Source organism: Chryseobacterium phocaeense (assembly GCF_900169075.1).
Lineage (GTDB): Bacteria > Bacteroidota > Bacteroidia > Flavobacteriales > Weeksellaceae > Chryseobacterium > Chryseobacterium phocaeense.
In genome coordinates this window covers 671,339-695,779 of the sequence record NZ_LT827014.1, presented here as the reverse complement: position 1 = coordinate 695,779, position 24,441 = coordinate 671,339, and the positions used below count along the sequence as shown (strand labels likewise).

Genomic DNA, 24,441 nt, shown 5'->3' with positions numbered 1-24,441 from the left:
ATACTTTTTGTTTCGTTATTTTTTACTTGGTTTATTTTACAGGCTTGCTTCCCATTACAAATTTCAGTTCACCGCCGTTCATAATATCACTGTGACTGATCTCCCAGCTTTTGAATTCTTTCCCGTTCAGGAACATTTTCTGAACGTAGATATTTTTATCTGAAATTTTATCAGCAGTTACGGTAAAGGTTTTTCCGTTTTCAAGTTTCAGGGATACTTTCGGGAATTGCGGTGCCCCGATCGCGTATACGGGTTTCCCCGGTGCCACAGGATAAAATCCTAATGATGAGAAAATATACCATGCCGACATCTGGCCACAGTCTTCGTTGTTTACAATTCCGTCCGGCTTTGCGGCATACATATTATCACGGATGAATTTCACCATTTTCTGGGTTTTATATGGACTTCCTGCATAGTTATACAGGTAAGGAACATGATGCCCCGGCTCATCACCAAATCCCAGAGATCCGATGAATCCTGAAATATCCACATGCTGCTCTCCTTCCATATTTAAAGCTTCCGTAAAGGTTTTATCGAGTTTTTCCTCAAAGCCTTTTTTCCCGCCGTACAGATTCATCATTTCATCGATCTGGTGAGGAACAAAGAAATCATACGCCCAGATATTTCCGGAAACCCAGTGCGGCTGTAGTTTTTTCCAGTCGTTTAATTTGAAATCCGGAATAAATTGACCGTTTTTCTGTCTTGGCCAGAAGTGATTATTTTCTTTGTTGAAGGTATTCAGAAAGCTCATTGAACGTTTCTTATACACTTCTGCATCTTCTTTTTTACCCAGTTTTTCAGCCAGCTGCTGGATACACCAGTCATCATAGGAATATTCCAGGGTTGCGGAAACCGAAGCTCCGTTTTCTGATGGGGTGTAGCCTAATTTAATGTAATCATTAAGGCCTCCGCCCCCATCGCTGCTGCTCATTTTATCGGTTAATGAAGCATCTTTCATCGCAGCAAAAGCTTTTTCGTGATCAATTCCCGGCACTCCTTTGGAAATAGCATCCCAGATCACGGATACACTGTGATATCCCAGCATACAGAAATTATCATATCCGCATAATTCCCAGATCGGCATATGATCTTTGCGGTCGGTATACCTGCTGATCAGGGAGTTGGCAAATTCTTTTGTATGTTTCTGATCCATAATGGTCAGTAGCGGATGCGTTGCCCTGAAGCCATCCCAATAGGAATACGTGCTGTAGTTGGTGAACCATTTGGTGTTCATATTTTCCTGTGCTGCCACATAATCTCCATTGGTATCCATATAAAGATTCGGGGCAATGAAGGTGTGGTAGACTCCGGTGTAGAAAATTTTTCTCTGGTCGTCTGTGCCGCCTGTTACCTGGAATCTGCTGATCAGGTCTCTCCAGGTGTTTTGAGCGTTTTCTTTAGCTTTAGCAAAATCTACGTTCGTTGCTTCGGCATCAAAGTTTTGCTGTGCTCCTTCGGTACTTACCGGAGACAGGGAAACTTTTACTTCTATGCTTTCGTTTTCCTGGGTGGAAAATCTTACATACGCTTTGGCATTTTTGGCCAGCGCAATTTTTTCGTTTTCTTTAATCTTTCCTTCCGAATAGGTTCCGTAAGATTTAAAAGGTTTGGAAAATTCCATCACAAAATAAGCGAATCGTTTTCCTCCCCAGCCGTTGCTGTAGCAGTAACCTTTGATTTTATTGTTTCCTTCGATGCTTACCAGCGTGTGGTAAATATTTCCGAAAATTTTATTTGTAGGGTCTATAATCACATTGGCTTCTTCACTCTTTGGGAAGGTATATTTATGGAATCCTACCCGTGGGGAAGCCGTTAATTCCGCTTTAATTCCATAACTATCCAGCATCACGGAATAATACCCAGGCGATGCGGTTTCTTTATCATGGGTAAATGTAGACCGATAGCCGCTTTCAGGTTTATCTTCAGAACCCGGAAGCATCTTTATTTTCCCGGTTGTCGGCATCACGAGAATATCTCCCAGATCTGCCCAACCCGTTCCGCTAAGGTGATTATGACTGAAACCCATGATGGTTTTACTGCTATAGTGATATCCTGAGCACCAGTCCCAGTCACCGCTTTTGGTATTCTGATCCGGACTCAGCTGGATCATCCCGAACGGTGTGGTGGCTCCCGGGAAGGTATGGCCATGGCCGCCTGTCCCAATGAAAGGATCAACCCATGAAAGGATATCTTTCTGTTTCTGGGCATTTCCGCCGGTTGAAAACAGGATAGTCAGTAAACATACAAGAAGTTCTTTTTTCATAATCATAATACAGAAATCTTAAAAATTCTTCAAGATAAGGGTTTATTTCACAATATAAAAGCCTTAATCAGGGTTTCAACAAGCGGGAAAATAAATTTTGCTAACTTATTTTCTTCGTTTTCAATCACTTTTACAGTGAATTGTTTTTCATAAAATCAATAATCTCCAAAATATATCCGAATGCCATGGCTACCACTGTATCTGCCGCGCCATAATATACTGTTACTTTATCTCCTTCTGAAAGCGCTGCGCAAGGGAAAACTACATTCGGAATATCTCCTGTAAGTTCATAGAGTTCTGCAGGAGCCAGCAGGTAAGGTTTTGTCCTGTACAGTACTTTTGACGGATCTTCAAGGTCAAGCAATGCCGCTCCCATAGAATATCTGAATCCTCTGCAGGTATTGATTACCCCATGGTAAAACAGCAGCCATCCTTCTTCCGTTCTGATAGGAACAGGTCCCGCTCCTATTTTCGTACACTGCCATGCGCTGTCTTCAAAAGGGGCTACTTTCATCACGCATCTGTGCTCACCCCAGTATTTCATGTCCGGGCTGTAGCTGATGTAGATATCTCCGAAAGGGGTATGCCCGTTATCGCTAGGTCTGCTGAGCATTGCATATTTTCCGTCTATTTTTTCAGGGAAAAGGACTCCGTTTCTGTTGAAAGGCAGGAATGCATTTTCACACTGAAAGAATTCTTTAAAATCAAAAGTATAGGCGATCCCGATGGTAGGTCCGTGGTATCCGTTACACCATGTAATCCAGTAACGGTCTTCTATAAAGGCAACACGGGGGTCATATTTATAGTCCGATTCTATCATTTCGGTATTTCCGGCCTGCATATCAATAGGATCGTGATTGATCTCCCAATTGATTCCATCCTTACTGAAACCTGCAAAAATATTCATCTGTACCGCTTTGTTATCACAGCGGAAAACGCCTGCGAACCCATCCTCAAAAGGAACCACTGCACTGTTGAAAATGCTGTTGGATGTAGGAATCGCATATCGGTTGATGATAGGATTTGCAGAGTAACGCCACATAATATCATGGCTGCCTTCCGGACGATCCTGCCAGGGGATCTTTGCTGGTTGAAATGTCATAAAGTATTTTTTACTTTTTGTTTACTATGTTTAATGAATGATTTAGTGTTCTTTTAGTTTTTCAGGATAGGAAAACGGAACAAGCCATGTCACAATAAATGCAGGTATTGTAGCTACCAACACCCAGATAAAGAATATTTTATATCCTACCCAGTCGCTGATCATCCCGCTGAACATTCCGGGAATCATTACCCCAAGGTTCATAATGCCTGTTGCAAATGCATAATGAGCCGTTTTGTGCTCACCAGGCGCAATCTGCTGCATGATATATAACATCAGCCCTACAAATCCAAACCCGTAGCCAAAATATTCCACGACCACTGCAACACCTACCGGAAGTAGTTCTGCGGGCTGGAAATAAGCCAGCAAGGCATACACTACAAACGGAATATTAAAGGCAGAGCACAGCCAGATCAATGACTTTTTAAGACCTCTTGCAGCAATGAAATAGCCTGCCAGTACCGATCCCAAAATAAACGCAGCTGAACCGTAGGTCCCATAAATAAGTCCTATATCTGATGTGGATAATCCCAGCCCTCCCGCACTTCTCGGCGCCTTGAAGAACAGAGGGGCAATTTTAATGGCAAAACCTTCTGCAAAACGGTAAAGAATAATGAAGAGTACGGCCCACATGATATTCTTTTTTTTAAAGAAAGAGATAATCACTTCCAGCAGCTCCTGACGGACATTCCCTGCTTTTTTGGTTTGCTTTTCCTGTTTATTTTCTTTGGGTAAAACCGCATAATGATACACAGCCAGAGCAAAAAACAGAAGACCATAAATTCCCATGATGATCATCCAGGCATTGGTCACTCCCTGTGTTTTCTCCAAAACTCCTGCGAAATAAACCAGAACTCCGCTGCTGATAATCTTCGCCAGGTTGTAAAAAGCTCCCTGCCAGCCGATATATTTTGCCTGTTCTTTGTTCGTTAAAAAATTGATATAGGTTCCGTCTGCAGCAATATCATGGGTTGCACCACAAAATGCCACAACAGCAAAAAGAGCGATACTGTATTTGAAAAAATCCGGCATCGGTAAACTTAATGCAATGAGTGCAAACAGTATTCCTATGGCAAACTGGGTAGCTACAACAAAGAATTTTTTTGTTTTGTAGATCTCCAGAAAAGGGCTCCAAAGCGGTTTCAACGTCCAGGAAAACATAATCAGAGCGGTCCAGAATGTGATCCTGGAATCTGAAATCCCCATATCCTTGTACATAATCCCGGAAACTGCATTAATGGTTACAAAAGGGATTCCCATTGCAAAATATAATGTTGATATCCAGAAGATCGGTTTTACCGAACGTGTTTCAGAGCTGTTGTTTCCCATATTCAAACTAAAATACTAAAGAAAAGAGGGCCACCCAAAAGCATCATTCCCAAATTGAAACGAAACTAAAATTGAAGAATCCTAAAACTAACGTGTATCTGAGATTTCTCCGCCGGAATGAAAAAAAACCAAATTAAATCTAACTTTTGAGATGGCCTCTTTATCTTTTAATTGTTCTGCTTACCCCTTATTATTTTTTATCCCACCACAGTTTAGTGCCTCCTGTATCAGGACCTCCAAGGTATTGCAGAGCCTGTGCATAGTTGAGGGTATTATTTCTATACTTGGTTGGGATAGGTATTCTTCTGATCATAGCATCAGTACTGATGGTTCCCTGGCTGTCATTCAGGACATTTTTGAAAATAACCGGATATCCGGTTCTTCTCTGTTCTGCCCAGGCCTCTGCACCGTCAGGATAGATAGCGATCCATTTCTGGGTCATGATTCTTTCTAGTTTTCTTTCGAAGGTATCACCATCGTTCCACTTAATGGTAATGGTACTTAGCATCGGGCTTCCTGCGAGAATGCTGTTTGATGCATTTTTAGTATCAATATATGGTGCTTCTTTTGAAGTAGCATCTGCAATATACGTAGCATAGGAAGCACTTTTCCCCCATTCTGCAAATGACATTTCAATCCCTTTGTTATAGTTTGTTCCTGCATCACCCGCTCCGGCGTAACCCCTGATAGCCGCTTCGGCTTTTAAGAACCAAATTTCTGCGGCAGTAAATACTTTATTTTTACCGTTACTGTTGGAAAAATAGTCTCCGGTAGCAGATGCTGCAATTGGCTGGGAAAAGTCTCCATAACGGTCCTTACTTCCTCCCATATCAACCCCTTGTCTTATTCCAATGTATTGCCCGGCTACAGTAGGATCGGTAGCGGGTTTAGCATAAGCAGATCTTCTAGGGTCATTAAACCCATTCATATAAGACATTAACGGAGCTCCGATCTTGCAATCACCCCAGGAATAGATAATATCGCTGAGAGGAGATGCTCCTCCATAATTAATTAGAGCATTTGAAGAGTTTTCATCAATAAACCCTACCGGAGAGGCCAAAGCCTGTTCTGCATACAGTCTTGATTTAGCAGGATCAGCATAACTGATTCTCATAGCAAATCTTAACTTTAAAGAATTAGCCAGTTTTGCCCAATTTACAAGGTTTCCTCCATACATAAGGTCTGACTTAGTGATAACCGCTTTATCTTCTGTACCAGGCGTTTGCTGTAAATCTGATATGGCTGAAGTTAAATCTGTGATAAAGTTGTTATACGCTTCCTGCTGTGAATCAAAATCAGTAATCCCTGCAGAATTAGGAGTTTCAAACTTACTGTAAATAATCGGGCCATGGGCATCTGACACTTTACTGGCAGAAATTACTTTAAGAATTTTAGTCAGAGCAAGTGATGCCTTGAAGTCAATACCAGGATAGTTTTTTTGTATCACAGTATTAATAGCTTTTGATTTATCAAAAACATCTTCCAGCTGTGTCATCATAACTCTCTCATTCCAGCCATCCATCATGAAATAAGTTGTATTATTTCTTCCTCCGTTATAAGGTGTAGCTGTACTGAATAAACCACTGAACATATCTGCATTAAGGTTGGTTTGCAGCTGATAGATCCAGTTGGTAGAGCTTTGCTGATTTCTCTGCATCAATTTTAAAGGATTTACGATTTGAGTAAAATCGGCATTAAAATTTTCAGGTCCTCCGATGTATTCCTGATTATATTTATCAAATTCACTCGTACAGCTTAACGCAGAAAACAGCATAAGCGCACTGAATGATATTATTTTAATACGAGATATTTTCATTTTGTTAAAATTAGAAGTTAGCTTTTAATGATAGACCAATTGATCTGGTAATTGGCATTCCAAACATATCGATCCCTACACCTCCGGGATTAACTCCGGATACTTGTTCAGGATCAAATGGAGCATCTTTGTAGAGGAAGAACAAATTGCTTCCAATCAAACTTACTGTAGCATTTTCCATATATTTTGAACGGATGTCAAACGTATATGAAATTGATGCCTGCCTTAAACGTACTGCTGTAGCTTTGTACATATATGGTTCATCAATAGATCCAGACACTTTTGAATAGTATTTTTCAGCATCAGTTAGCCCTGTATAAGGGGTTCCATTTTCATATACCGCATTTGGGATGCTTACTCCTCCATTATCACGGGCATCTGCCGTAGCCTGGCTTACCCCAAACTGATCATTTTTAGCCTGTGTATAACCCAAAACTTTCCCTCCAAACTTACCGTCAATAAGGAAGCTGATTCCCAATTTCCCTATATTGAATGAGTTGTTAAACCCAAGAATAAATTTAGGATTCGGATTCCCAAGGTATTGTACCTGGTTTTCATCTCTTAACGGAACGCCATCTGCATCCACAATGATTCTACCTTCACCATCTCTTTTGAATACTGATCCGTAAATATCACCAAACGAACCTCCTACTTTTAACCTGTTATATCCACCACCTGCTAATACAAAGGTTTTGTCATCCGACAACTTTAAGCTGGAAGGGAATAACTCTTTAATAATATTTTTATTTGCAGATGCATTAACTGTTGTTGTCCATCCAAATTTTTCACCACCGAATATTTTGTAGGATAGGCTGGATTCAAAACCTTTATTCTGAATCTTACCTGCATTTATATCAAATCTTCCTGTTCCAAATCCTAAATTTGAAGAGATTTCAATAGCCTGGAGCAACTGGTTTGATACAATTGAGTTATAATAGGTGAAATCAAAAGTTAAACGATTATCGAAAAGCCTTAGCTCTGTACCTGCTTCAAAAGTTTCATTAAGTTCCGGTTTAGGAAAAAGATCAGAAAAGGCAGGATTAGTCACAGGAGAGGAAGCAGGGTTTATTACAGTACCAGCATTCACCTGATAGACTTGTGAGCCTGTTAAAAAGGCGGGAGGTAAACCTAATCCTACTTTTGCATAGGATCCTCTTATTTTCCAGAAATTAATAGACTTCGGAAGATTAAAAATTTCCGATATGATAGCATTCACACCCACTGATTCATAGTCAAATGATTTTTGACTGGCACTAGCTAAACTGGAATCCCAATCGTTTCGAAATGTCACATCAAGGTATAGGAATTTTTTATATCCGATATTGGCACTTGCAAAAACAGATTGTACCTGTTTTTTTGTGCTGTATTGTAAATAGCTAATACCATTTCCATTCTGACCAGGCCACTGCAAATTGTTTTGTGTAAATAAATTAGGGATCACCAAAAGATTATTTTCAATACTGCTTGAAGTGTATCTTTGCGTATTAATACTTCCACCTACTGTAAAATCCAGGGAAATATCATCTGTGATTTTTGGACTTCCTATTAACAATGCATCACCATATGTAGATGAAGTCTCCACAACATCTTTGTAAAGTTTACCATTATCATTTCCACCTAATAACACTGGTAGAGAATATACCGCGACATTACGCTGACTATCTGAGGTAGTATAACTGTAATTTCCTCTTACTCGTGCAGACAGCCACGGATTAAGTTGGTAGCTTAGCGTAGCAGCACTGTAAAGGTTTTTATTCTTTGTTGTAACCGGGTTTTGATTGAGAATCCAATATGGATTTTGAGATTCCACACTAAAACTTCCGTCCGGTTTTATTGCCCACCAGTTTTGAGCAGGAAGCAGTCTGTTGCTATTTAAATAAGAATAATTTGAACCGCTAAATTGATCAAAATCAATACCTCTCGGTAACCAATATAGATTTACCAATGGAGAATAGTAGGAACCTGGAGTCAACCTATTTTTACCGTTTTGCAAAGATCCCATAAAATTGGCATCTAAGGTGAGCTTATCATCCAGAAACTTACTTGAATTCCTGAAGTTAATATTATACTGGTCAAATACTGATGTCGGGATAATTCCTTTATTAGTTGTATTTCCTATAGAGAAGAAATTGTTGGATCTATCATTTCCTGATTGAAATGAAACATTGTTAACCCATGTAGCTCCCGTTTGCAGGAAATCTTTAAGATAGTCTTTTGACGCTCCCTTCTCCCCCCAGCTTTGTTGAGAACCTGTCTGCCCATTTGCAGGATCATAAGGAATGCTCTGCAGATAGCTGTGCTGCAACTCAGGAAGACTGTAGGCCTTATCAAGAGTTAAACTTGTGTTATAAGATATTCTACTTCTGCCTGCTTTTCCTTTTTTGGTTACAATTAATACAGCACCATTTCCTCCAGCACCACCATACAGAGCCGCAGCTGAAGCTCCTTTTAAGAAATTAATACTTTCAATATCTTCCGGATTAATAGAACTCAATACATCTCCTGTATCAGGCATCGATGCAAAAAAATCAACATTTGGCCCTTTCGTGTTATTAATAATGGGAATACCATCAATTACATACAACGGCTGGCTGTTTCTTGTAGATTTATCCCCCCTCATAACAACCCTCACCGATCCACCAACCCCACCATTGGTCTTATTGATCTGTACGTTGGAAACCTTTCCGTTGATTGAATTCAAAAGATTGGGTGTTTTTACTTCTGTAAGCTCATCTCCACCGATTTGCTGACTCGAATACGTTAGAGACCGCGCCTGCCTTTTTATTCCCAAAGAAGTAACAACCACCTCTTCTATTTTGGTTGTTTTAGCAGTATCTGCCTTTTTTGTTTCCTGTGCGTAGGCAGATAAAGAAATAGCTAATAAAACCGGTATAACAGTTTTTCTCATAAGGTTAGTTTTATTAAGATTTGTTTGAGAATCAATTACATCACTTTAAATATTGTTTAGATTTTAAAAAGAGATTTATCTTCGTTTTTCTGCAATATTTGCATCAAATAATTAAAGTTTTGTTAAGATTTAATTCATATTAGCAAATCTAAATTTTGTTAACAGTCAGATATAATGTTATTTTATCATAAAACGATATTATTTTTTCAGTCATTTTCACAATACCGTGATTATACACTGATTTGCAGACCAGTACCCGGATTCAAGCTTTTAAACCCAATGGGTAAAACATGGTGCTTTTTTAACATTTCATGATCAAAATTGATCTGACGCGAATCAAAAAAATCCGGATACAATGATCCGGATCTTTATGTGCATGCATTTACTTATGCTAAAATATCACTCGATTTTTTTCACTCCTTTAAAAAGCTCTTTAAATTCAGTGGGGGTCGTCTTTTTGATGGATTTAAACACCTTATTGAAGTTCGCAATATTATTAAATCCGGCTTCAAAAGCTGTTTCAAAAACAGTCAGGTTCTTTTCCATGAGCCATCTGGCAGCATAGCTAATCCTGATTTCGTTCAGATAATTTACAAAAGTTTTTCCCGTTCTTTTCTTGATAAACCTGTTGAAGGTTACACTGCTCATATTGATCAGTGAAGCGGCATCATGAAGGGTAATTTTGCTTTCAAAGTTTTTATGGACAAAATCATGTACAATCTTCATTTTGTCATTATCTGCAAAGGTTTCGAGCTCTATGCTGTATGATGATAAAAGGGTTTTGTCTTCTGCTATAGCCAGTTCATTAAGGATTTTCATGATCTCAATGAACGATTCAAAACTGTTCATTTTGGATAAGTTGAGAAAAGAATCCTTTAGTTTTTCAGCGGTCTCCTGCGAAAATAAAATTCCCCGGATCGAGTCTTTCATCAGATTACTGATCGGCTTCAGGATATTTTTATCCATCATAGACTGCTTAAAAAAATCCTGATTAAACTGCACGGTGATCTCATGTGTCTTTTTAGTCTTGCATTTATGGTTGGCCCAGCAGTGTGGAAGATTAGGTCCCACCAAAACCAGCTCAATATCGCCGATTTCTCCTGTATGGTCTCCGATTAATCTGCGGTAGCCCTTGCCTTTAATGATAAAATTGATCTCGACTTCCGGATGATAATGGTATGGAAAATCAAAAGATGTCTTGATTCTGTCAAATACAAGAAAACTGTCCTCAGGAGATAGCGGTGTTATTTCTCTCAAAATATTTTCTAGCTTGCTCATCTACTCTTTGAAGAAATTAAAGTTATAATTCAATATAAAACGTTTTATACAATTAATAAAAACCAATCTACTAATATATAATTTTTATTTTTTCTCTGATTTCGTTAAAAGAATGAAATCAAAAAGCAAAATAAGGCAATGAAAATCTTATTTATCCTATAAAAACTAACTTTTTTATAAATCTATTTTATTGATTAATGGATAAAACCATCTTTTTTGTATCTTTCAACTAAAGTAATTGTATGCCGGAGCAGCTTATTTTTGAAGATCATTATAAAAAACTGGGGCTTGAAATATTCTCCGAGGAAAACCTGGAAACAGTCAACGGAACCCAATTCAGGTATGATATTAAAATCCTTTTCATTTCGGAAGGCTATGAACTTACCATAGATTTTAATCATTATAAAGTTTCCAGACCTTCCCTGTTCTTTCTCACCAGCCAGCATCTGAAAATAGAAAAAGGAAAAGAAGAATCTATGCTGCTGTATTACAACCGCGATTTTTACTGTATTCAGATCCATGACAAGGAAGTGGCCTGTGACGGACTCCTCTTTCACAATGTGTTTGAAATACCTTTTGTAGAACTAGATGATCTGGAAACTTCCGAGATCAAAAATTTATTCCATCACATCAAAGATGAACTGGTATGGAAAGATTCTTCTGCCGAGGAAATGATGAGGACCTACGTAAAACAGATCATCATACGGGCCACTAGGAACTGGAAGAAACAGCACCTCAGCAATGGCATCATCAAAATACCCGGCAGCGAGCTTGATGTTTTCAGGGATTTCAGCCGGTACCTGGAAATTCATTTCAGAAAAAAACATAATGTTGCGGAATATGCAGAACTCCTTCACCTGGCTCCGAAAACTTTAACCCATAAATTTAAAAGCCTGAATCTGGAATCTCCCAACCAACTTATTATCAACAGGATTTTACTGGAAGCCAAACGGCTCCTTTTTTATACGGATAAACCGGTCAAGGAGATCGCCTATGACCTTGGCTACGAAGATCCGGCCTATTTCAACCGGCTTTTCACCAATAAAACAGGAAGCACTCCTTCGAATTTTAAAAAAAATTACTCATCGGGAAAAAAGTACAATATTTAAGCCTTTTTATCTATTGAATCTGCTTTTCTACAGACCTATCTTTGTACCATCAAAATCAAACAATATTAAAAAACAAATACAAACATTATGAGACGTAACGCAACAGCCGTTTGGAACGGTAACATCAAAGAAGGTAAAGGACATTTAACCACTCAAAGCACAACTTTAAATGAAACCCGGTATTCTTTCAACAGCCGTTTTGCAGACGGTGTGGGAACCAACCCGGAGGAATTGCTTGCCGCTGCACATGCGGGGTGTTTCACGATGAAGCTAAGCGCAGAGCTTTCCCAGGCAGGATTTACCCCTGAAGAGCTTAAAACAACATCTGTAATCACACTGGACCCAAACATTGGGAAAATTACAAAATCTGAACTGACTTTAACAGCAAAAGTTCCGGGAATTTCAGAAGAAGATTTCCAGAAATATGCTAAAATAGCAGAGGAAGGATGCCCTGTAAGCGCTGCTTTCAATTTTGAAATCACTTTAAATGCTACTTTAGCATAAAAGGCAAGGTTTTTAAACCCTACACAGACTAAAAGACGGAAATTACACTTCCGTCTTTTTTATTGATGGTATATTATACAAAAATTCCTATCCGCAAAAGCAGCAATTTCCCTAAAAACATTGAGAAAAAAATACCGAAGTTTAGGTATTGCCTTAAGAGACTTTCTAAAATAATTTTGTTAGTGAAAATTGGAAAACCAAATGTCATGACACATTTACTTATGCTGTTAATTGTTGTGGCAATGATATCTTTTGCTCTCAGTGCCTGTGCGAAGGATAAGGATGAGTCCCGGAATATCAAAAATTCGGTAATCACCTTTTCCGTTTCCAACACTTTCAGTAAGGCAGCTGGCGACCATTTTATTTTTGGAGCTGAAGGAAGCAGGGATGACACAACTATTGTAGACTGGAAATTGGATGGGAGAAAAATTGCAGGTGATGTATCTATAGATGATCATTATGTGGACGGTGGCAAAAGTAATATTATTGTAAAATCTGTTTCTCCATTTTTTAGAGGTTCCGTAGGCTTTACTTTTTATAATATTGGCAAAGCACCTTATACGGTAACTTACACCATAAAAACAAATGACATTATTATAGATCAAAAAACGATCATCATTTCCAGTGGAGAAACTTATTTTAAAAGCTATTCACTTTAAAAACTTCAACTAACATGAAAACCGGAGACTGCCTCAAAAGAGCAGTCTTTTTTTATGCATAGAAGTACACATACCCCTTGAGCAGTATCCATGAATAGCTGTAAATACTGAATACAGGAAATCACTTCAAAATAAAATATACCGATTGGTATATTTTTGTATATTTGCATTAAAATTAAACACTTAAATGTCAAAAGCAGAAAAGACCAAACAATTTATCATTGAGAAAACAGCCTCTTTATTCAATACAAAAGGCTATACCTCTACGTCTTTATCTGATATTACAGAAGCTACAGGCCTTACGAAAGGAAGTATCTACGGAAACTTCGGAAACAAAGACGAAGTCGCACTTGAGGTTTACAAATACAACTCCGGCCTACTTTCCCAAAATATGGCAAGATCTTTAGGAGATGAATTTCCAACCGCGATTGATAAATTAAACGCCTTTGTGAATTTTTACCGCAAAAACTGGAAAGCAGTATTTGAAAACGGAGGCTGCCCCTTAATGAATGCGGCCACCGAAGCAGATGATACTTTTCCAGGTCTGAAAAAACATGTGATCAAATCTTTTGAAGGATGGATTAAAAAAATAGCATCCGTCATTAAAGAGGGGCAGGAAAATGGGGAGATACACCCTATGATAGATGCAGACGAATACGGATCATTATTCATCATGATGGTAGAGGGCGGAATCCTGCTTGCTAAAACCACAGAAGACGAAAAATATCTGAATCTGGCTTTGGACAGGATACTATTCATGATCGACAAAGAATTAAAAATACTTCCATCATAAAATCATTCCATATGGAAACAAAAAAAGTGGCCATTGTAGGATACAGTAGAATTCCTTTTGCCAGAATCAATACAGCGTATGCAGACCAGGGAAACCAGGAACTTCTGGAAGCTTCCCTTAATGGACTAATCAACAAATATCATCTGCAGGGAAAACTTCTTGGCGAAGTAGCCGGCGGAGCGGTGATTAAACACATTTCAGAAAGCAACCTCATCAGGGAATCCGTGATGAATACAGCCCTTGATTCTGCCACTCCTGCCTGTGATCTTCAGCAGGCATGTGATACAGGAATTGAAGCTGCAATTTACATCGGCAATAAAATCGCCCTAGGCCAAATTGAAAGCGGTATAGCATGCGGAGTGGAAGCCATGAGCAATATTCCCTTTGAATCTGCACCAGCATTAAGGAAGGCCCTGTTAAAAGCCAATAAAGAGAAATCTACATTCGGAAAATTAAAGCAGCTTTTAAGCCCTAAACTGAAAGACTGGATGCCCATACCCTACAAAGGACAGGAACCCAAAACAGGTCTGGTGATGGGTGGACACACTGAAATCACTGCAAAATATTATCAGATTTCCCGTGAGGAACAGGACGGATTATCGTTGAAAAGCCATCAGAATATGGCCAAAGCTTATGATGAAGGTTTTTTTGATGATATGATTACACCAGCCTTCGGTTTAAACCAGGACAATAACCTGCGCAGGGATACCAGTCTTGAGAAGCTGTCACAGCTGAAACCTGCTTTTGATAAAGTGAGCGGAACCCTGACCGCAGGAAACTCCACCCCTTTTACAGACGGAGCTTCAGCAGTCTTATTAGCAAGTGAAGAATGGGCCAACGCAAACGGCCTTCCTGTTCTGGCGTATATCACTTTTTCAGAAGTCGCGGGCATAGAATATGTCGAAAACAAACAGAATTTATTGCTGGCTCCGGTTTTTGCGGCTGACAGAATGCTTAGAAAAGCAGGAATGAGGCTGGAAGATTTTGATTATTATGAAATCCATGAAGCTTTTGCGGCACAGGTTCTTGCGACCACTAAAATCTGGGAAAATGATGATCTGGCTAAACAGTTCGGACTGGAAAAATCATTGGGGAAAATTGACAGAAATAAGCTGAATGTAAAAGGAGGAAGTCTGGCGGCTGCACATCCTTTTGCGGCAACAGGAGGAAGAATTATCGGAACTCTGGCCAAACTGCTTCACGAAAAGGGCAGCGGAAAAGGATTTATTTCCATCTGTGCGGCCCGCGGACAAGGTGTAACCATGATTTTAGAAAAATAAAACAAAAAATATGGACAGATTAGCACAGCTGCAGCAATTCATCGGAAAAGAATTTGACCAGTCACCATCCCCATTTATGAAATGGCTTAATCCTGTTGTTCTTTCAGCAGAAGAAGGACATCTGGAGTTTCAGTATACCGTAAGACCTGAGTGGCTTAACCCCATCGGAAACCTTCACGGCGGTGTAACGGCAGCCATTGTGGATGACATCATTGGTGCCACCATGTTCTCCCTGAATGAAAATTCTTTCATAACAACTATTAATAATGTGATCGATTATTTTTCAACTGCGAAAGAAAGTGATAATATTGTAGCCGAAACAAAAATTATAAAAAGAGGCAGGCAGTTCGTCAATGCTCAATGCGAAATATGGAATGCAGATAAAACAAGACTGATTGCCAGAGGAACCTCTAATTTATTCAAAATTAATAATCAGGTATGAAAAGAGTGGTCATTACAGGACTGGGCGCAGTGACGCCTTTGGGTAACAATGTCGAAGATTTTTGGCAGAATAGTATTAATGGAGTCAGTGGAGCAGGATTGATTACACACTTTGATTCGGAGAAGTTCAAGGTACATTTTGCCTGTGAGGTGAAAAACTTTGATCCGAAAGTCTATCTGACGCACAATGAAATAAAAAGAAGCGACCTATTCTCACAATATGCCATGTATGCATCTACGGAAGCGCTACAGGATTCAGGTTTAGACCTGGAAAAAATGGATCCGTTTGATACCGGCGTCATCTGGGGAACCGGGCAGGGCGGAATGGTTACCTTTGAAGGAGAGGTGATGAATTTTGCAGAGGGAGACGGGACACCGAAGTTCAATCCTTTTTTCGTGCCTAAATTTATCGCCAATATGGCTTCAGGAATGATTTCTATGAAATTCGGACTGCAGGGGATCAATTACACGACTATTTCAGCCTGTGCTACAGGAAATACAGCATTAATGGACGCTTTTAACTACATCCGTCTCGGAAAAGCCAAAGTAATTATCAGCGGAGGTTCTGAGGCTGCCATTACCCCTGCTTCCATAGGTGGTTTTTCTGTGATGAAGGCCATGTCTACCCGAAATGATGATTTTGCGACCGCAAGTCGTCCTTACGATGCAGACAGAGATGGTTTTGTGATGGGAGAAGGTGCCGGCGCATTGATTCTTGAAGAATACGAGCATGCTAAAGCAAGAGGTGCAAAAATCTACGCTGAACTGGCGGGTGCTGCAATGACTGCCGATGCGTATCATATGACTGCGCCACATCCGGAAGGAGTAAGTGCCATTAAAGCGATGCAGCTGGCCATGCAGGAAGCAGGAGCCAATATTGAGGATATTGATTATCTGAATCCACATGCCACATCTACGCCTATGGGAGATCTTGTGGAACTGAACGCGATCAGCAAATTATTCGGAGGAAATAAAGGCCTTGACATCAGCGCTACCAAATCCATGACCGGACATTTACTGGGAGCTGCCGGAGCAGCAGAAGCTATCCTTTCGATTAAAGCTGTAGAAAAAGGAATTATTCCTCCTACCATTAATCTTCATCGTCTGGATGAAAATATCCCGAAAGATGTGAATATTGTTTTTGGAGAAGCCAAGGAGAAGGATATCAATTTTGCATTAAGCAACGCGTTTGGATTCGGAGGACACAATGCAACTTTGGTCTTCAAAAAGTTTAGATAAATAGTATTTAATTGATTATATTTTTAATCCCTTTGCTGTGTGGCAAAGGGATTTTTTTATTTTTTCCCACAGAGGACACAGATTTTCACAGATGCTTATGCATATTATTCACTATAAAATCTTTGATTTTTGAAAAACTTATGTGTACTTCTTCTTCATAAAGTTTTTCACTTCCATATAACTTAAGTGTCAAAAATCTTTTGCACCTTTTGTGGTTGAATTTTATTTCCTGAAAAAGTGTGGCAACACAGAGATTTGGGTTACTATCTATAAAAAAAGCAGCCAAATCTGACTGCTTTTATGTTTATGCTTTCAACCATTCCGAGGAAGAAAGGTATTTCTGATCGGGGTAATAAATAAAGAGACAGTTTCGTCCTTTTATGGTATTAATGATCGGCTGCGTCAAAGCTCTCGGTACGGCAGGGCACCCCCAGCTTCTCCCGATTCTTTTGTGCATGGATGCAAATTCATCACTTACATAATCTGCTCCGTGCATCACAATGGCCCTTCTGTAAGCGGCATCATTAAACCCTTTATCCATCCCCAGCAATTTCAGAGAATATCCGTTGTCTCCCTGGTAAGTAGCATCCGTGATATAAAATCCAAGGCTGCTCTGCAGCGAACTTTCCGTGTTAGAAAAATTCGTCGCAAATTCTTCGCCTGTATTTTTTCCGTGTGCCACCAGTGAATTGAACAGTACTTTTCTTTCATTGGTGTCTATCACCCAAAGTCTTTTTGTATTGGAAGACATAGAAAAATCGCAGATAGTCAATAAATGCGAGTCCTGGTTCAGCAATCCTGCTTTTTTTAAATTTTCAAATCCTGTTACTGCTTTTACGAAAACTTCGTAATTCAGTTCATGTTCAGGATCAAATTGAATTGATTTGTACAATTCTTCTGATGATGATACAGCGACCTTCTCAGATTTCGTTTCTACTCTTTTTTCAATTTTTGTTGTGTTTACATTCTCATTCTTTACGGCCTTTCCCGGCGAAAGATAGAATGAAGTCGTGACCAAATAAACCAGGCCTAATACACTATAAATTCCTCTCATTCAATACGGTTAAATTCAAAATTAGTGGAGCAAAATTATAAAAACATAATTACGGGATTCCTATATTTCCACAAAGTTTAACTGAATTTAAGAAACTTTAACTTCTTGATTTTGTGAATTAAAGCATATTATTTCTCTGAATCCGCAACGAATTCGAGACTGATAGAATTCATACAATACCGCAGTCCCGTAGGTTTTGGACCGTCATCAAAAACATGTCCCAGATGGGAATCACAACGCTTGCAGAGTACCTCTACCCTTTCCATTCCGTACGTTGTATCTCTTTTGTAATACACGCCTTCTTTATCGGCTTCAAAAAAGCTTGGCCAGCCGCAGCTGCTTGAGAATTTTGATGTGGAACGGAAAAGATGATTTCCACAAACGGCACAGTAATAGTCTCCGATTTCATCAAAGTCATTATATTTTCCGGTGAATGCTCTTTCCGTAGCCGCTTCCCTGGATATGGCATACAAATCAGGAGCAAGGATTTTTTTCCATTCTTCATTGGAAATGTTCAGCTTTGCGGTGTCTGTTCTGGAATAGTATGGATTGTTTTTTGCTTGGTTTTCCATAAAATAATGATTTCAAATATTTTTGATAATAAGTTTAAGAAATTAACCACAAAAAGATAAAAAGCTTTTTATAAGTGTTTAATTCTTTTGTGACTTTTGTGGTTATATATTAATAGTAAACTTCACAACCAAATTTAGTAAATTTGAGAATATGAATGACGAAGCGAAAAGAAAACAGCTGAGAAAATATAAAATGTTTGCCACCGGATTATTTGTCCTGATGGCCCTTATTTTTATCGGCACCACTATACTTCAGAAGTCAAATTCTTCCCACTGGGTCGGATATGTCCGTGCATTTTCTGAGGCAGCTATGGTAGGTGCCCTGGCCGACTGGTTTGCGGTAACCGCATTGTTCCGCCATCCGCTTGGTCTTCCGATTCCGCATACCAATCTTATTGAAAACAGTAAGCAGAGATTGGGTGATAATCTGGGCAGCTTTGTGGTGAGCAATTTCCTTTCGCCACAAAACATTCGTCCCTATATCCAGAAACTTAAAATATCCGGTTTTGTAGGGGAATGGCTGGCCAAGGAAAAAAGCCAGGAAATCCTGATCAGAAACCTTTCCGATATTGTTCTGGATATTCTCAACAAACTTGATGATACTTCTGTAAGCCAGTTTATCAGCAAAAAAGTCTCTGAAATGACCGATGATATCAAACTGAATAAAGTTGTCGGAAACGGGATCGGCTACATTCTGGAAAAAAATGATCATCAGAGAATCGTCACCAACCTCTCCAAACAGATTAAGGAATACATCATTGAAAACGATGAAATGATCAAAGACCGCGTACAGAAGGGGAGTTACTCGTTTATTCCTGCTTTTGTCGACAATAAGATTGCAGATAAAATTGCCAGCGGACTTTCAGACTTTTTCAGGGAAATTGAAGAGGAACCGGAACATGAAATCCGGAACCTGGTCACTCAAAAAATCCGTGAGTTCTCTACTGATCTGAAAGAAGATCCGAAATGGGACGAAGAATTTAAAAGCATTAAAAACGGCCTTCTGAAAAGCGATAAACTGGATGAATATTCCAGCGACATCTGGGTTTCCATCAAAAAAACACTGATGAAAGAGCTGCAGGACGACCAGTCTTCCCTGAAAAACTACCTCAGCAAAAACCTGAATGAATTTTCTCAAAATCTTAAAACAGACGAAAATCTTCAGAATAAAATTGACCATTGGGTACGGGTAACCGCCTATAAATATATTCTTAAAAACACCCACCAGTTCGGAAACCTCATCAGCTCAACCGTAGGCAACTGGCAGGGCAAGGAACTGAGTGAAAAACTGGAGTTGGAAGTAGGAAAAGACCTTCAGTTTATCCGGGTAAACGGAACGCTTGTTGGCGGTCTGGTAGGCCTGATTATCTATACCATTGCCCATTTCTTCCTTTAAAAACTATTAACCACCAACCATGAAAAAACTATTAACCATTGCATTTCTACCCTTTTTCGTCCTCTGTTTCTGCCAGAAAGTTGAATTAAAAGCAGTAAAAGACTCCTCACAGATCTTCAAAGGAGAGGTCGCCGGAATGCCCGTTACCCTACAGCTGTATTTTGCCGGAATTGCAGATTGCAGCCTGTATCAGTATTTTGTGGAGGGCTGGTATTCTTATGACAAATACCAGAAAAAAATTCCGTTGACAGGTATCTATGATTATGGAAAACTGTATCTGTACCATTTTGGAAATAAACAGAAGAAGAATACCGAATTGCTTAAAGACCAGATCACCTCGCCTCAAAAAGTGGAAAAGACTGCTGAAATTGCACAGGCGCTGTCTCCAAAAGAGTCTATTGTATTTGATCAGGATCACCCAAAAGACAATGTCATTTCGGGGAATTTTTACATGGACAAAAAAGTTCAGCCGGCTGCATTATTTACCGGAAATAATATGATTTACCGCTTGAATAACTACCTCATCTTACCCAATAATAAAAGGATCAACACCTTTGATTTCATTAATAAATATGGTGGAAACCAGCTGATTTCCTATGCTTCAGGAGAAAAAGGAAACCGTATTTTACTGTATTTTGACCATTCTTCCAACTTTAATGCATGCGGAAGATGTGGAGCCAGTGAAGGAGAAAAAGGCTACCGCGTTCTGTACTTTACAAAAGACTGGAATTACAAAAACTACGAAGAATTTCTGACGGAAAGCTGTCTGGAAAACATTTATGATACAACAGAAACAAAATCCCAGGACCGGAAAATCTTAAAATACAAAATCAAGAAATCCTCATCTACTGCGGCATATGGCCTTACTGTAGATGTAAAAAGTGCATCTGTCATCAGGTCAAAATAAAAAAGAGAGCTCAAAACTCTCTTATTCTATTATCTTGGAAGCCTTCCGGCCCGTTTTAAAAGCTCTTTATTGATGTCACTGATCAGTTCCGGACCTTCATAAATAAACCCTGTGTAGAGCTGGACCAAAGTTGCACCCGCGTCTAACTTCTCAAGCGCATCTTTTGCAGAATGAATTCCACCCACTCCAATGATCGGGAATGCTCTGTTGCTCTTATCGGAGAGATATTTAATCATTTTTGTACTTCTCTCGCGGATAGGTTTTCCGCTTAGACCGCCATTTCCTATCTGTTCCAACACTTCCGGTGAAGTTTTCAGACCTTTCCTGTTTACTGATGTATTGGAAACTACGATTCCATCAATCCTGGTTTCTGCTATTAATTCAATAATTTCATCAAGCTGATTGTTATTCAAATCCGGTGCTATCTTCAGCAATACCGGCTTCTGTACGGATTTTGACTGATTGATTTTCTTTACTTCGGTAATGAGTTCTCTCAGGTACTCAACATCTTCCAATTTTGCATGACTTCCCACGTTCGGGCAGCTCACATTCAGTACGAAATAATCTACATGCGGATGAAGTCCTTCAAAACAATCCAGATAATCCTGGGTATAATTTTCAGGGCTGGTGTCCGTATTTTTTCCGATGTTTCCACCGATGATAATTTTTCCTTTGTTTCCCTTCAATTTTTCAATGGCAGCCTGAAGGCCATCATTATTGAAGCCCATTCTATTGATTATTCCTCCATCTTCTATCAGGCGGAACAGTCTTTTCTTAGGGTTCCCGGCCTGAGCCCTTGGCGTTACCGTCCCGATTTCTACAAATCCGAAACCCAAATCACCTAATTCATTAAACAAAACTGCATTTTTATCAAAACCTGCGGCTAAGCCTACCGGATTTTTAAATTTCAGTCCGAAAACTTCTCTTTCCAGACGCTTGTCTTCAATAGGTTTTGGGAAAAATAAACGGGTAAGAAATCCAAAATTTTTAAGCATTGAAAATGTAAAATAATGAACTTCCTCGGGATCAAATTTGAAGAGAATGGGTCTGATGATACTTTTGTACATTGAAAAAAAGTTTTACAAAATTACTCATTTTAAAATTAACCCCGGATTAACCTGTGATATTTTATCAAAATGTTTTATATATGGAATCTATACACTGAGTGTCTGCCTGATCTTACAAATCAGGGAAGTGTTTTTTCAGACAAAGATTTCATTATGAAATGTAATATTTTAAGGCAGCAAAGAGAAATCAACAAGTTGATTTGATGAAGCTTGATGATAGCTTGATGGGCAAATATATTGTCTTTAAAAATTCAGACTGTTAAGAATATGCATTCAAATCAAAATTCAAAATATCACCTACTCTTTTAAATTCATTATCTATCGTTGCATTTACTGTAATTCTTTCGTTGGAAACCGGATGATTAAAAATCAATTGATGGGCGTGAAGCGTCATTTTGCTGATTTCAAATGTTTGAAGCCACAGTTTATTCTGTTTATTGCAGCCATGTTTCCGACAGCCTAAAATCGGGTGTAAAATATGCTTAAAATGTTTTCTTAACTGATGAAATCTCCCCGTTTCAGGAATGGCTTCTACCAGGCAATATCTAGAAGTCTGATGTTTTAAAAATGGTAAATCAATTTCCGAAGTCTGTAAACGGCGGTAATAAGTGACTGCATTTTGCTTCACTTCATTTTCATTAACCAAATCGTAATCGATAGTTTCTTCTTCTTTTACCCAGCCACGAAGAATCGCTATGTATTTTTTTTCAACCTCCCGTGTTGCAAACTGCTCGCTCATCATTCTCAAAGTTTCTTTATCTAAAGTGAACAGCAAAACACCGGAAGTCTTCCTATCTAACCGATGCACCGGATACACTTTCTGCCCGATCTGTTTTTTCAGTTCCTGAATGGCATAGGTATCTGCTTCTCCTGAATAAAAAGATTTGTGAACCAGTAACCCGCTGGGTTTATTGATGGCAATAAGATGTTCGTCGCGATACAGAATTTCTAACATGGGGCAAAAGTAGAGATTTTTGGTTGATCTGTTTTAGCTTTTTTAAGTTTCTGCGCGGCGGCTCCGCCGCCGCGCAGAAACTTAAAAATAACAGGCAGCAAAAAGCAATTCCCTCCCTCTGATTATCATACCCCTAAAAACTTCCATCTTCCGCTTCCATCTTCCCACATTTTCACTATTTTTGCACATCAGACGTAAAAAAGATTATGGCAAAGCAAGAAGATGTTTTCAAGAAAGTGATTTCTCACGCGAAAGAATATGGTTTTATTTTCCCTTCCAGTGAGATCTATGACGGTTTATCCGCTGTTTATGATTATGGACAGAACGGTGCCGAACTCAAAAACAATATCAAACAATATTGGTGGAAAGCTATGGTACAGCTTAACGAAAATATTGTGGGAATTGATTCGGCGATCCTTATGCATCCTACCACATGGAAAGCATCAGGCCACGTAGACGCTTTCAACGATCCATTGATTGATAATAAAGATTCTAAAAAACGTTTCAGAGCAGACGTTTTGGTGGAAGATTACTGTGCTAAGATTGAAGATAAAGAGAACAAAGAAATTGAAAAGGCAGCCAAAAGATTCGGAGATTCTTTTGATAAGGCTCAGTTTGAGGCTACCAATCCTAAAATATTAGAATACAGGGCAAAAAGAGAAGCCATTCTTTCAAGATTAGCCAAATCTCTTGAAAATGAAGACCTTGCTGATGTAAAAGCTTTAATTGAAGAATTGGAAATTGCAGATCCTGATACCGGTTCTAAAAACTGGACGGAAGTAAGACAATTCAACCTGATGTTCGGAACAAAACTGGGTGCGTCTGCAGATTCTGCGATGGATCTTTATCTGAGACCTGAAACTGCCCAGGGGATCTTCGTTAACTTCCTGAATGTACAGAAAACATCGCGACATAAACTTCCTTTTGGAATCGCTCAGATCGGTAAAGCTTTCAGGAATGAGATTGTTGCGAGACAGTTTATCTTCAGAATGCGTGAATTCGAACAAATGGAAATGCAGTTTTTTGTGGCTCCGGGAACAGAACTGGAATTCTACGAAAACTGGAAGCAGAAACGTCTGAACTGGCACTTAGCCCTTGGTTTAGGAAATGAAAACTACAGATTCCATGATCATGAGAAGCTGGCTCACTATGCAAATGCTGCTGCGGACATTGAATTCAACTTCCCGTTCGGGTTTAAGGAGCTGGAAGGTATCCACTCCAGAACGGATTTCGATTTAAAAGCGCATGAAGAGTTCTCAGGAAGAAAACTTCAGTTCTTCGATCCTGAAAGAAATGAAAACTATGTTCCTTATGTGGTGGAAACTTCAGTAGGTTTAGACAGATTATTCCTTTCCATCTTTGCACATTGCTTAAAAGATGAAGTATTGGAAGACGGTTCGGAAAGAACGGTTTTATCCTTACCTCCGGCTTTAGCGCCAATTAAAGCAGCGATTCTTCCATTGATGAAGAAAGACGGTCTTGCCGAATATGCTGAAAAGATCTTCAATGACCTGAAATATGATTTCAATTTATTCTACGAAGAAAAAGATGCCATCGGGAAACGTTACAGAAGACAGGATGCTATCGGTACTCCTTACTGTATCACCATCGATCACGATTCACTGACAGATCATACGGTGACCATCAGAGACAGAGATACCATGAAGCAGGAAAGAGTTCCCGTTTCGGATTTAAGAAGAATCATCGACGAGAAAACAAACTTCAGAAATTTACTCTCTAAAATATAAATCAAAAGCCCTGATCCGTTC

Annotated in this window: 20 protein-coding genes; 10 read left to right on the top strand and 10 right to left on the bottom strand. The window is 39.2% G+C overall.

Annotation, left to right across the window (positions count from 1 at the left end):
- Positions 1 to 31 precede the first annotated feature (31 nt).
- The 6 genes from B7E04_RS04685 to B7E04_RS04660 all read right to left on the bottom strand — a co-directional run bounded on the left by B7E04_RS04685 (position 32) and on the right by B7E04_RS04660 (position 10,696).
- Positions 32 to 2,263, bottom strand: a complete 2,232-nt coding sequence (locus B7E04_RS04685; protein WP_080777969.1) for a GH92 family glycosyl hydrolase — start codon at positions 2,261 to 2,263, stop codon at positions 32 to 34.
- A 130-nt stretch (positions 2,264 to 2,393) separates the two neighbouring features.
- Complete coding sequence (locus B7E04_RS04680) at positions 2,394 to 3,365, bottom strand: glycoside hydrolase family 130 protein (protein ID WP_080777592.1); 972 nt, start codon at positions 3,363 to 3,365, stop codon at positions 2,394 to 2,396.
- A gap of 42 nt (positions 3,366 to 3,407) precedes the next feature.
- Positions 3,408 to 4,694, bottom strand: a complete 1,287-nt coding sequence (locus B7E04_RS04675; protein ID WP_080777591.1) for an MFS transporter — start codon at positions 4,692 to 4,694, stop codon at positions 3,408 to 3,410.
- 190 nt (positions 4,695 to 4,884) lie between these two features.
- The gene (locus tag B7E04_RS04670; protein WP_080777590.1) at positions 4,885 to 6,510 is read right to left on the bottom strand and encodes a SusD/RagB family nutrient-binding outer membrane lipoprotein; all 1,626 of its coding nucleotides are present in this window, start codon (positions 6,508 to 6,510) and stop codon (positions 4,885 to 4,887) included.
- Between the two features lie 10 nt (positions 6,511 to 6,520).
- The gene (locus B7E04_RS04665; RefSeq protein ID WP_185117065.1) at positions 6,521 to 9,418 is read right to left on the bottom strand and encodes a SusC/RagA family TonB-linked outer membrane protein; all 2,898 of its coding nucleotides are present in this window, start codon (positions 9,416 to 9,418) and stop codon (positions 6,521 to 6,523) included.
- Positions 9,419 to 9,817: 399 nt separating this feature from the next.
- Complete coding sequence (locus tag B7E04_RS04660; RefSeq protein WP_062651383.1) at positions 9,818 to 10,696, bottom strand: AraC family transcriptional regulator; 879 nt, start codon at positions 10,694 to 10,696, stop codon at positions 9,818 to 9,820.
- A 242-nt stretch (positions 10,697 to 10,938) separates the two neighbouring features.
- Here B7E04_RS04660 and B7E04_RS04655 point away from each other — a divergent pair, with 242 nt between their 5' ends.
- The 7 genes from B7E04_RS04655 to fabF all read left to right on the top strand — a co-directional run bounded on the left by B7E04_RS04655 (position 10,939) and on the right by fabF (position 16,721).
- Complete coding sequence (locus tag B7E04_RS04655; protein ID WP_080777589.1) at positions 10,939 to 11,805, top strand: helix-turn-helix domain-containing protein; 867 nt, start codon at positions 10,939 to 10,941, stop codon at positions 11,803 to 11,805.
- An 87-nt stretch (positions 11,806 to 11,892) separates the two neighbouring features.
- Positions 11,893 to 12,309 carry an OsmC family protein gene (locus tag B7E04_RS04650; protein WP_080777588.1) on the top strand — a complete coding sequence of 139 codons (417 nt, stop codon included), beginning with the start codon at positions 11,893 to 11,895 and terminating at the stop codon, positions 12,307 to 12,309.
- Between the two features lie 206 nt (positions 12,310 to 12,515).
- Complete coding sequence (locus B7E04_RS04645; RefSeq protein ID WP_139785338.1) at positions 12,516 to 12,968, top strand: hypothetical protein; 453 nt, start codon at positions 12,516 to 12,518, stop codon at positions 12,966 to 12,968.
- A gap of 187 nt (positions 12,969 to 13,155) precedes the next feature.
- On the top strand, positions 13,156 to 13,761 hold the full coding sequence (locus tag B7E04_RS04640) for a TetR/AcrR family transcriptional regulator (protein ID WP_080777586.1): 606 nt from the start codon (positions 13,156 to 13,158) through the stop codon (positions 13,759 to 13,761).
- Positions 13,762 to 13,772: 11 nt separating this feature from the next.
- The gene (locus B7E04_RS04635) at positions 13,773 to 15,041 is read left to right on the top strand and encodes an acetyl-CoA C-acetyltransferase (RefSeq protein ID WP_080777585.1); all 1,269 of its coding nucleotides are present in this window, start codon (positions 13,773 to 13,775) and stop codon (positions 15,039 to 15,041) included.
- 10 nt (positions 15,042 to 15,051) lie between these two features.
- Complete coding sequence (locus B7E04_RS04630) at positions 15,052 to 15,483, top strand: PaaI family thioesterase (RefSeq protein WP_080777584.1); 432 nt, start codon at positions 15,052 to 15,054, stop codon at positions 15,481 to 15,483.
- Positions 15,480 to 16,721 carry a beta-ketoacyl-ACP synthase II gene (gene fabF, locus B7E04_RS04625; protein ID WP_080777583.1) on the top strand — a complete coding sequence of 414 codons (1,242 nt, stop codon included), beginning with the start codon at positions 15,480 to 15,482 and terminating at the stop codon, positions 16,719 to 16,721. The genes B7E04_RS04630 and fabF overlap by 4 nt, the downstream gene beginning before the upstream one ends.
- Positions 16,722 to 17,025: 304 nt before the next feature.
- On the opposite strand, the gene B7E04_RS04620 is transcribed toward fabF, so the two are convergent.
- Positions 17,026 to 17,775: a murein L,D-transpeptidase catalytic domain family protein gene (locus tag B7E04_RS04620; RefSeq protein WP_080777582.1), complete on the bottom strand. Its 750-nt coding sequence runs from the start codon at positions 17,773 to 17,775 to the stop codon at positions 17,026 to 17,028.
- A gap of 128 nt (positions 17,776 to 17,903) precedes the next feature.
- On the bottom strand, positions 17,904 to 18,347 hold the full coding sequence (gene msrB / locus B7E04_RS04615; protein ID WP_080777581.1) for a peptide-methionine (R)-S-oxide reductase MsrB: 444 nt from the start codon (positions 18,345 to 18,347) through the stop codon (positions 17,904 to 17,906).
- 151 nt (positions 18,348 to 18,498) lie between these two features.
- Here msrB and B7E04_RS04610 point away from each other — a divergent pair, with 151 nt between their 5' ends.
- Together B7E04_RS04610 and B7E04_RS04605 are read left to right on the top strand one after the other, a co-directional pair.
- Positions 18,499 to 19,743 (top strand): DUF445 domain-containing protein, encoded by a 1,245-nt coding sequence (locus B7E04_RS04610; protein WP_080777580.1) that lies wholly within the window; start codon positions 18,499 to 18,501, stop codon positions 19,741 to 19,743.
- A gap of 19 nt (positions 19,744 to 19,762) precedes the next feature.
- Entirely contained in the window at positions 19,763 to 20,650 is an 888-nt protein-coding gene (locus B7E04_RS04605; RefSeq protein ID WP_080777579.1) for a hypothetical protein, read from the top strand.
- A gap of 29 nt (positions 20,651 to 20,679) precedes the next feature.
- On the opposite strand, the gene B7E04_RS04600 is transcribed toward B7E04_RS04605, so the two are convergent.
- Together B7E04_RS04600 and B7E04_RS04595 are read right to left on the bottom strand one after the other, a co-directional pair.
- The gene (locus tag B7E04_RS04600) at positions 20,680 to 21,717 is read right to left on the bottom strand and encodes a quinone-dependent dihydroorotate dehydrogenase (RefSeq protein ID WP_080777578.1); all 1,038 of its coding nucleotides are present in this window, start codon (positions 21,715 to 21,717) and stop codon (positions 20,680 to 20,682) included.
- Positions 21,718 to 21,976: 259 nt separating this feature from the next.
- Positions 21,977 to 22,672 (bottom strand): pseudouridine synthase, encoded by a 696-nt coding sequence (locus tag B7E04_RS04595; protein ID WP_080777577.1) that lies wholly within the window; start codon positions 22,670 to 22,672, stop codon positions 21,977 to 21,979.
- Positions 22,673 to 22,878: 206 nt separating this feature from the next.
- Between B7E04_RS04595 and B7E04_RS04590 the strand changes: the two genes are divergently transcribed.
- On the top strand, positions 22,879 to 24,420 hold the full coding sequence (locus B7E04_RS04590; RefSeq protein ID WP_080777576.1) for a glycine--tRNA ligase: 1,542 nt from the start codon (positions 22,879 to 22,881) through the stop codon (positions 24,418 to 24,420).
- The last annotated feature ends 21 nt before the right edge of the window (positions 24,421 to 24,441 follow it).

Coding starts and splice junctions, on each gene's coding strand:
- B7E04_RS04685 (WP_080777969.1), bottom strand. CDS start 2,263: ATGAAAAAAGAACTTCTTGTATGTTTACTGACTATCCTGTTTTCAACC.
- B7E04_RS04680 (WP_080777592.1), bottom strand. CDS start 3,365: ATGACATTTCAACCAGCAAAGATCCCCTGGCAGGATCGTCCGGAAGGC.
- B7E04_RS04675 (WP_080777591.1), bottom strand. CDS start 4,694: ATGGGAAACAACAGCTCTGAAACACGTTCGGTAAAACCGATCTTCTGG.
- B7E04_RS04670 (WP_080777590.1), bottom strand. CDS start 6,510: ATGAAAATATCTCGTATTAAAATAATATCATTCAGTGCGCTTATGCTG.
- B7E04_RS04665 (WP_185117065.1), bottom strand. CDS start 9,418: ATGAGAAAAACTGTTATACCGGTTTTATTAGCTATTTCTTTATCTGCC.
- B7E04_RS04660 (WP_062651383.1), bottom strand. CDS start 10,696: ATGAGCAAGCTAGAAAATATTTTGAGAGAAATAACACCGCTATCTCCT.
- B7E04_RS04655 (WP_080777589.1), top strand. CDS start 10,939: ATGCCGGAGCAGCTTATTTTTGAAGATCATTATAAAAAACTGGGGCTT.
- B7E04_RS04650 (WP_080777588.1), top strand. CDS start 11,893: ATGAGACGTAACGCAACAGCCGTTTGGAACGGTAACATCAAAGAAGGT.
- B7E04_RS04645 (WP_139785338.1), top strand. CDS start 12,516: ATGACACATTTACTTATGCTGTTAATTGTTGTGGCAATGATATCTTTT.
- B7E04_RS04640 (WP_080777586.1), top strand. CDS start 13,156: ATGTCAAAAGCAGAAAAGACCAAACAATTTATCATTGAGAAAACAGCC.
- B7E04_RS04635 (WP_080777585.1), top strand. CDS start 13,773: ATGGAAACAAAAAAAGTGGCCATTGTAGGATACAGTAGAATTCCTTTT.
- B7E04_RS04630 (WP_080777584.1), top strand. CDS start 15,052: ATGGACAGATTAGCACAGCTGCAGCAATTCATCGGAAAAGAATTTGAC.
- fabF (WP_080777583.1), top strand. CDS start 15,480: ATGAAAAGAGTGGTCATTACAGGACTGGGCGCAGTGACGCCTTTGGGT.
- B7E04_RS04620 (WP_080777582.1), bottom strand. CDS start 17,775: ATGAGAGGAATTTATAGTGTATTAGGCCTGGTTTATTTGGTCACGACT.
- msrB (WP_080777581.1), bottom strand. CDS start 18,347: ATGGAAAACCAAGCAAAAAACAATCCATACTATTCCAGAACAGACACC.
- B7E04_RS04610 (WP_080777580.1), top strand. CDS start 18,499: ATGAATGACGAAGCGAAAAGAAAACAGCTGAGAAAATATAAAATGTTT.
- B7E04_RS04605 (WP_080777579.1), top strand. CDS start 19,763: ATGAAAAAACTATTAACCATTGCATTTCTACCCTTTTTCGTCCTCTGT.
- B7E04_RS04600 (WP_080777578.1), bottom strand. CDS start 21,717: ATGTACAAAAGTATCATCAGACCCATTCTCTTCAAATTTGATCCCGAG.
- B7E04_RS04595 (WP_080777577.1), bottom strand. CDS start 22,672: ATGTTAGAAATTCTGTATCGCGACGAACATCTTATTGCCATCAATAAA.
- B7E04_RS04590 (WP_080777576.1), top strand. CDS start 22,879: ATGGCAAAGCAAGAAGATGTTTTCAAGAAAGTGATTTCTCACGCGAAA.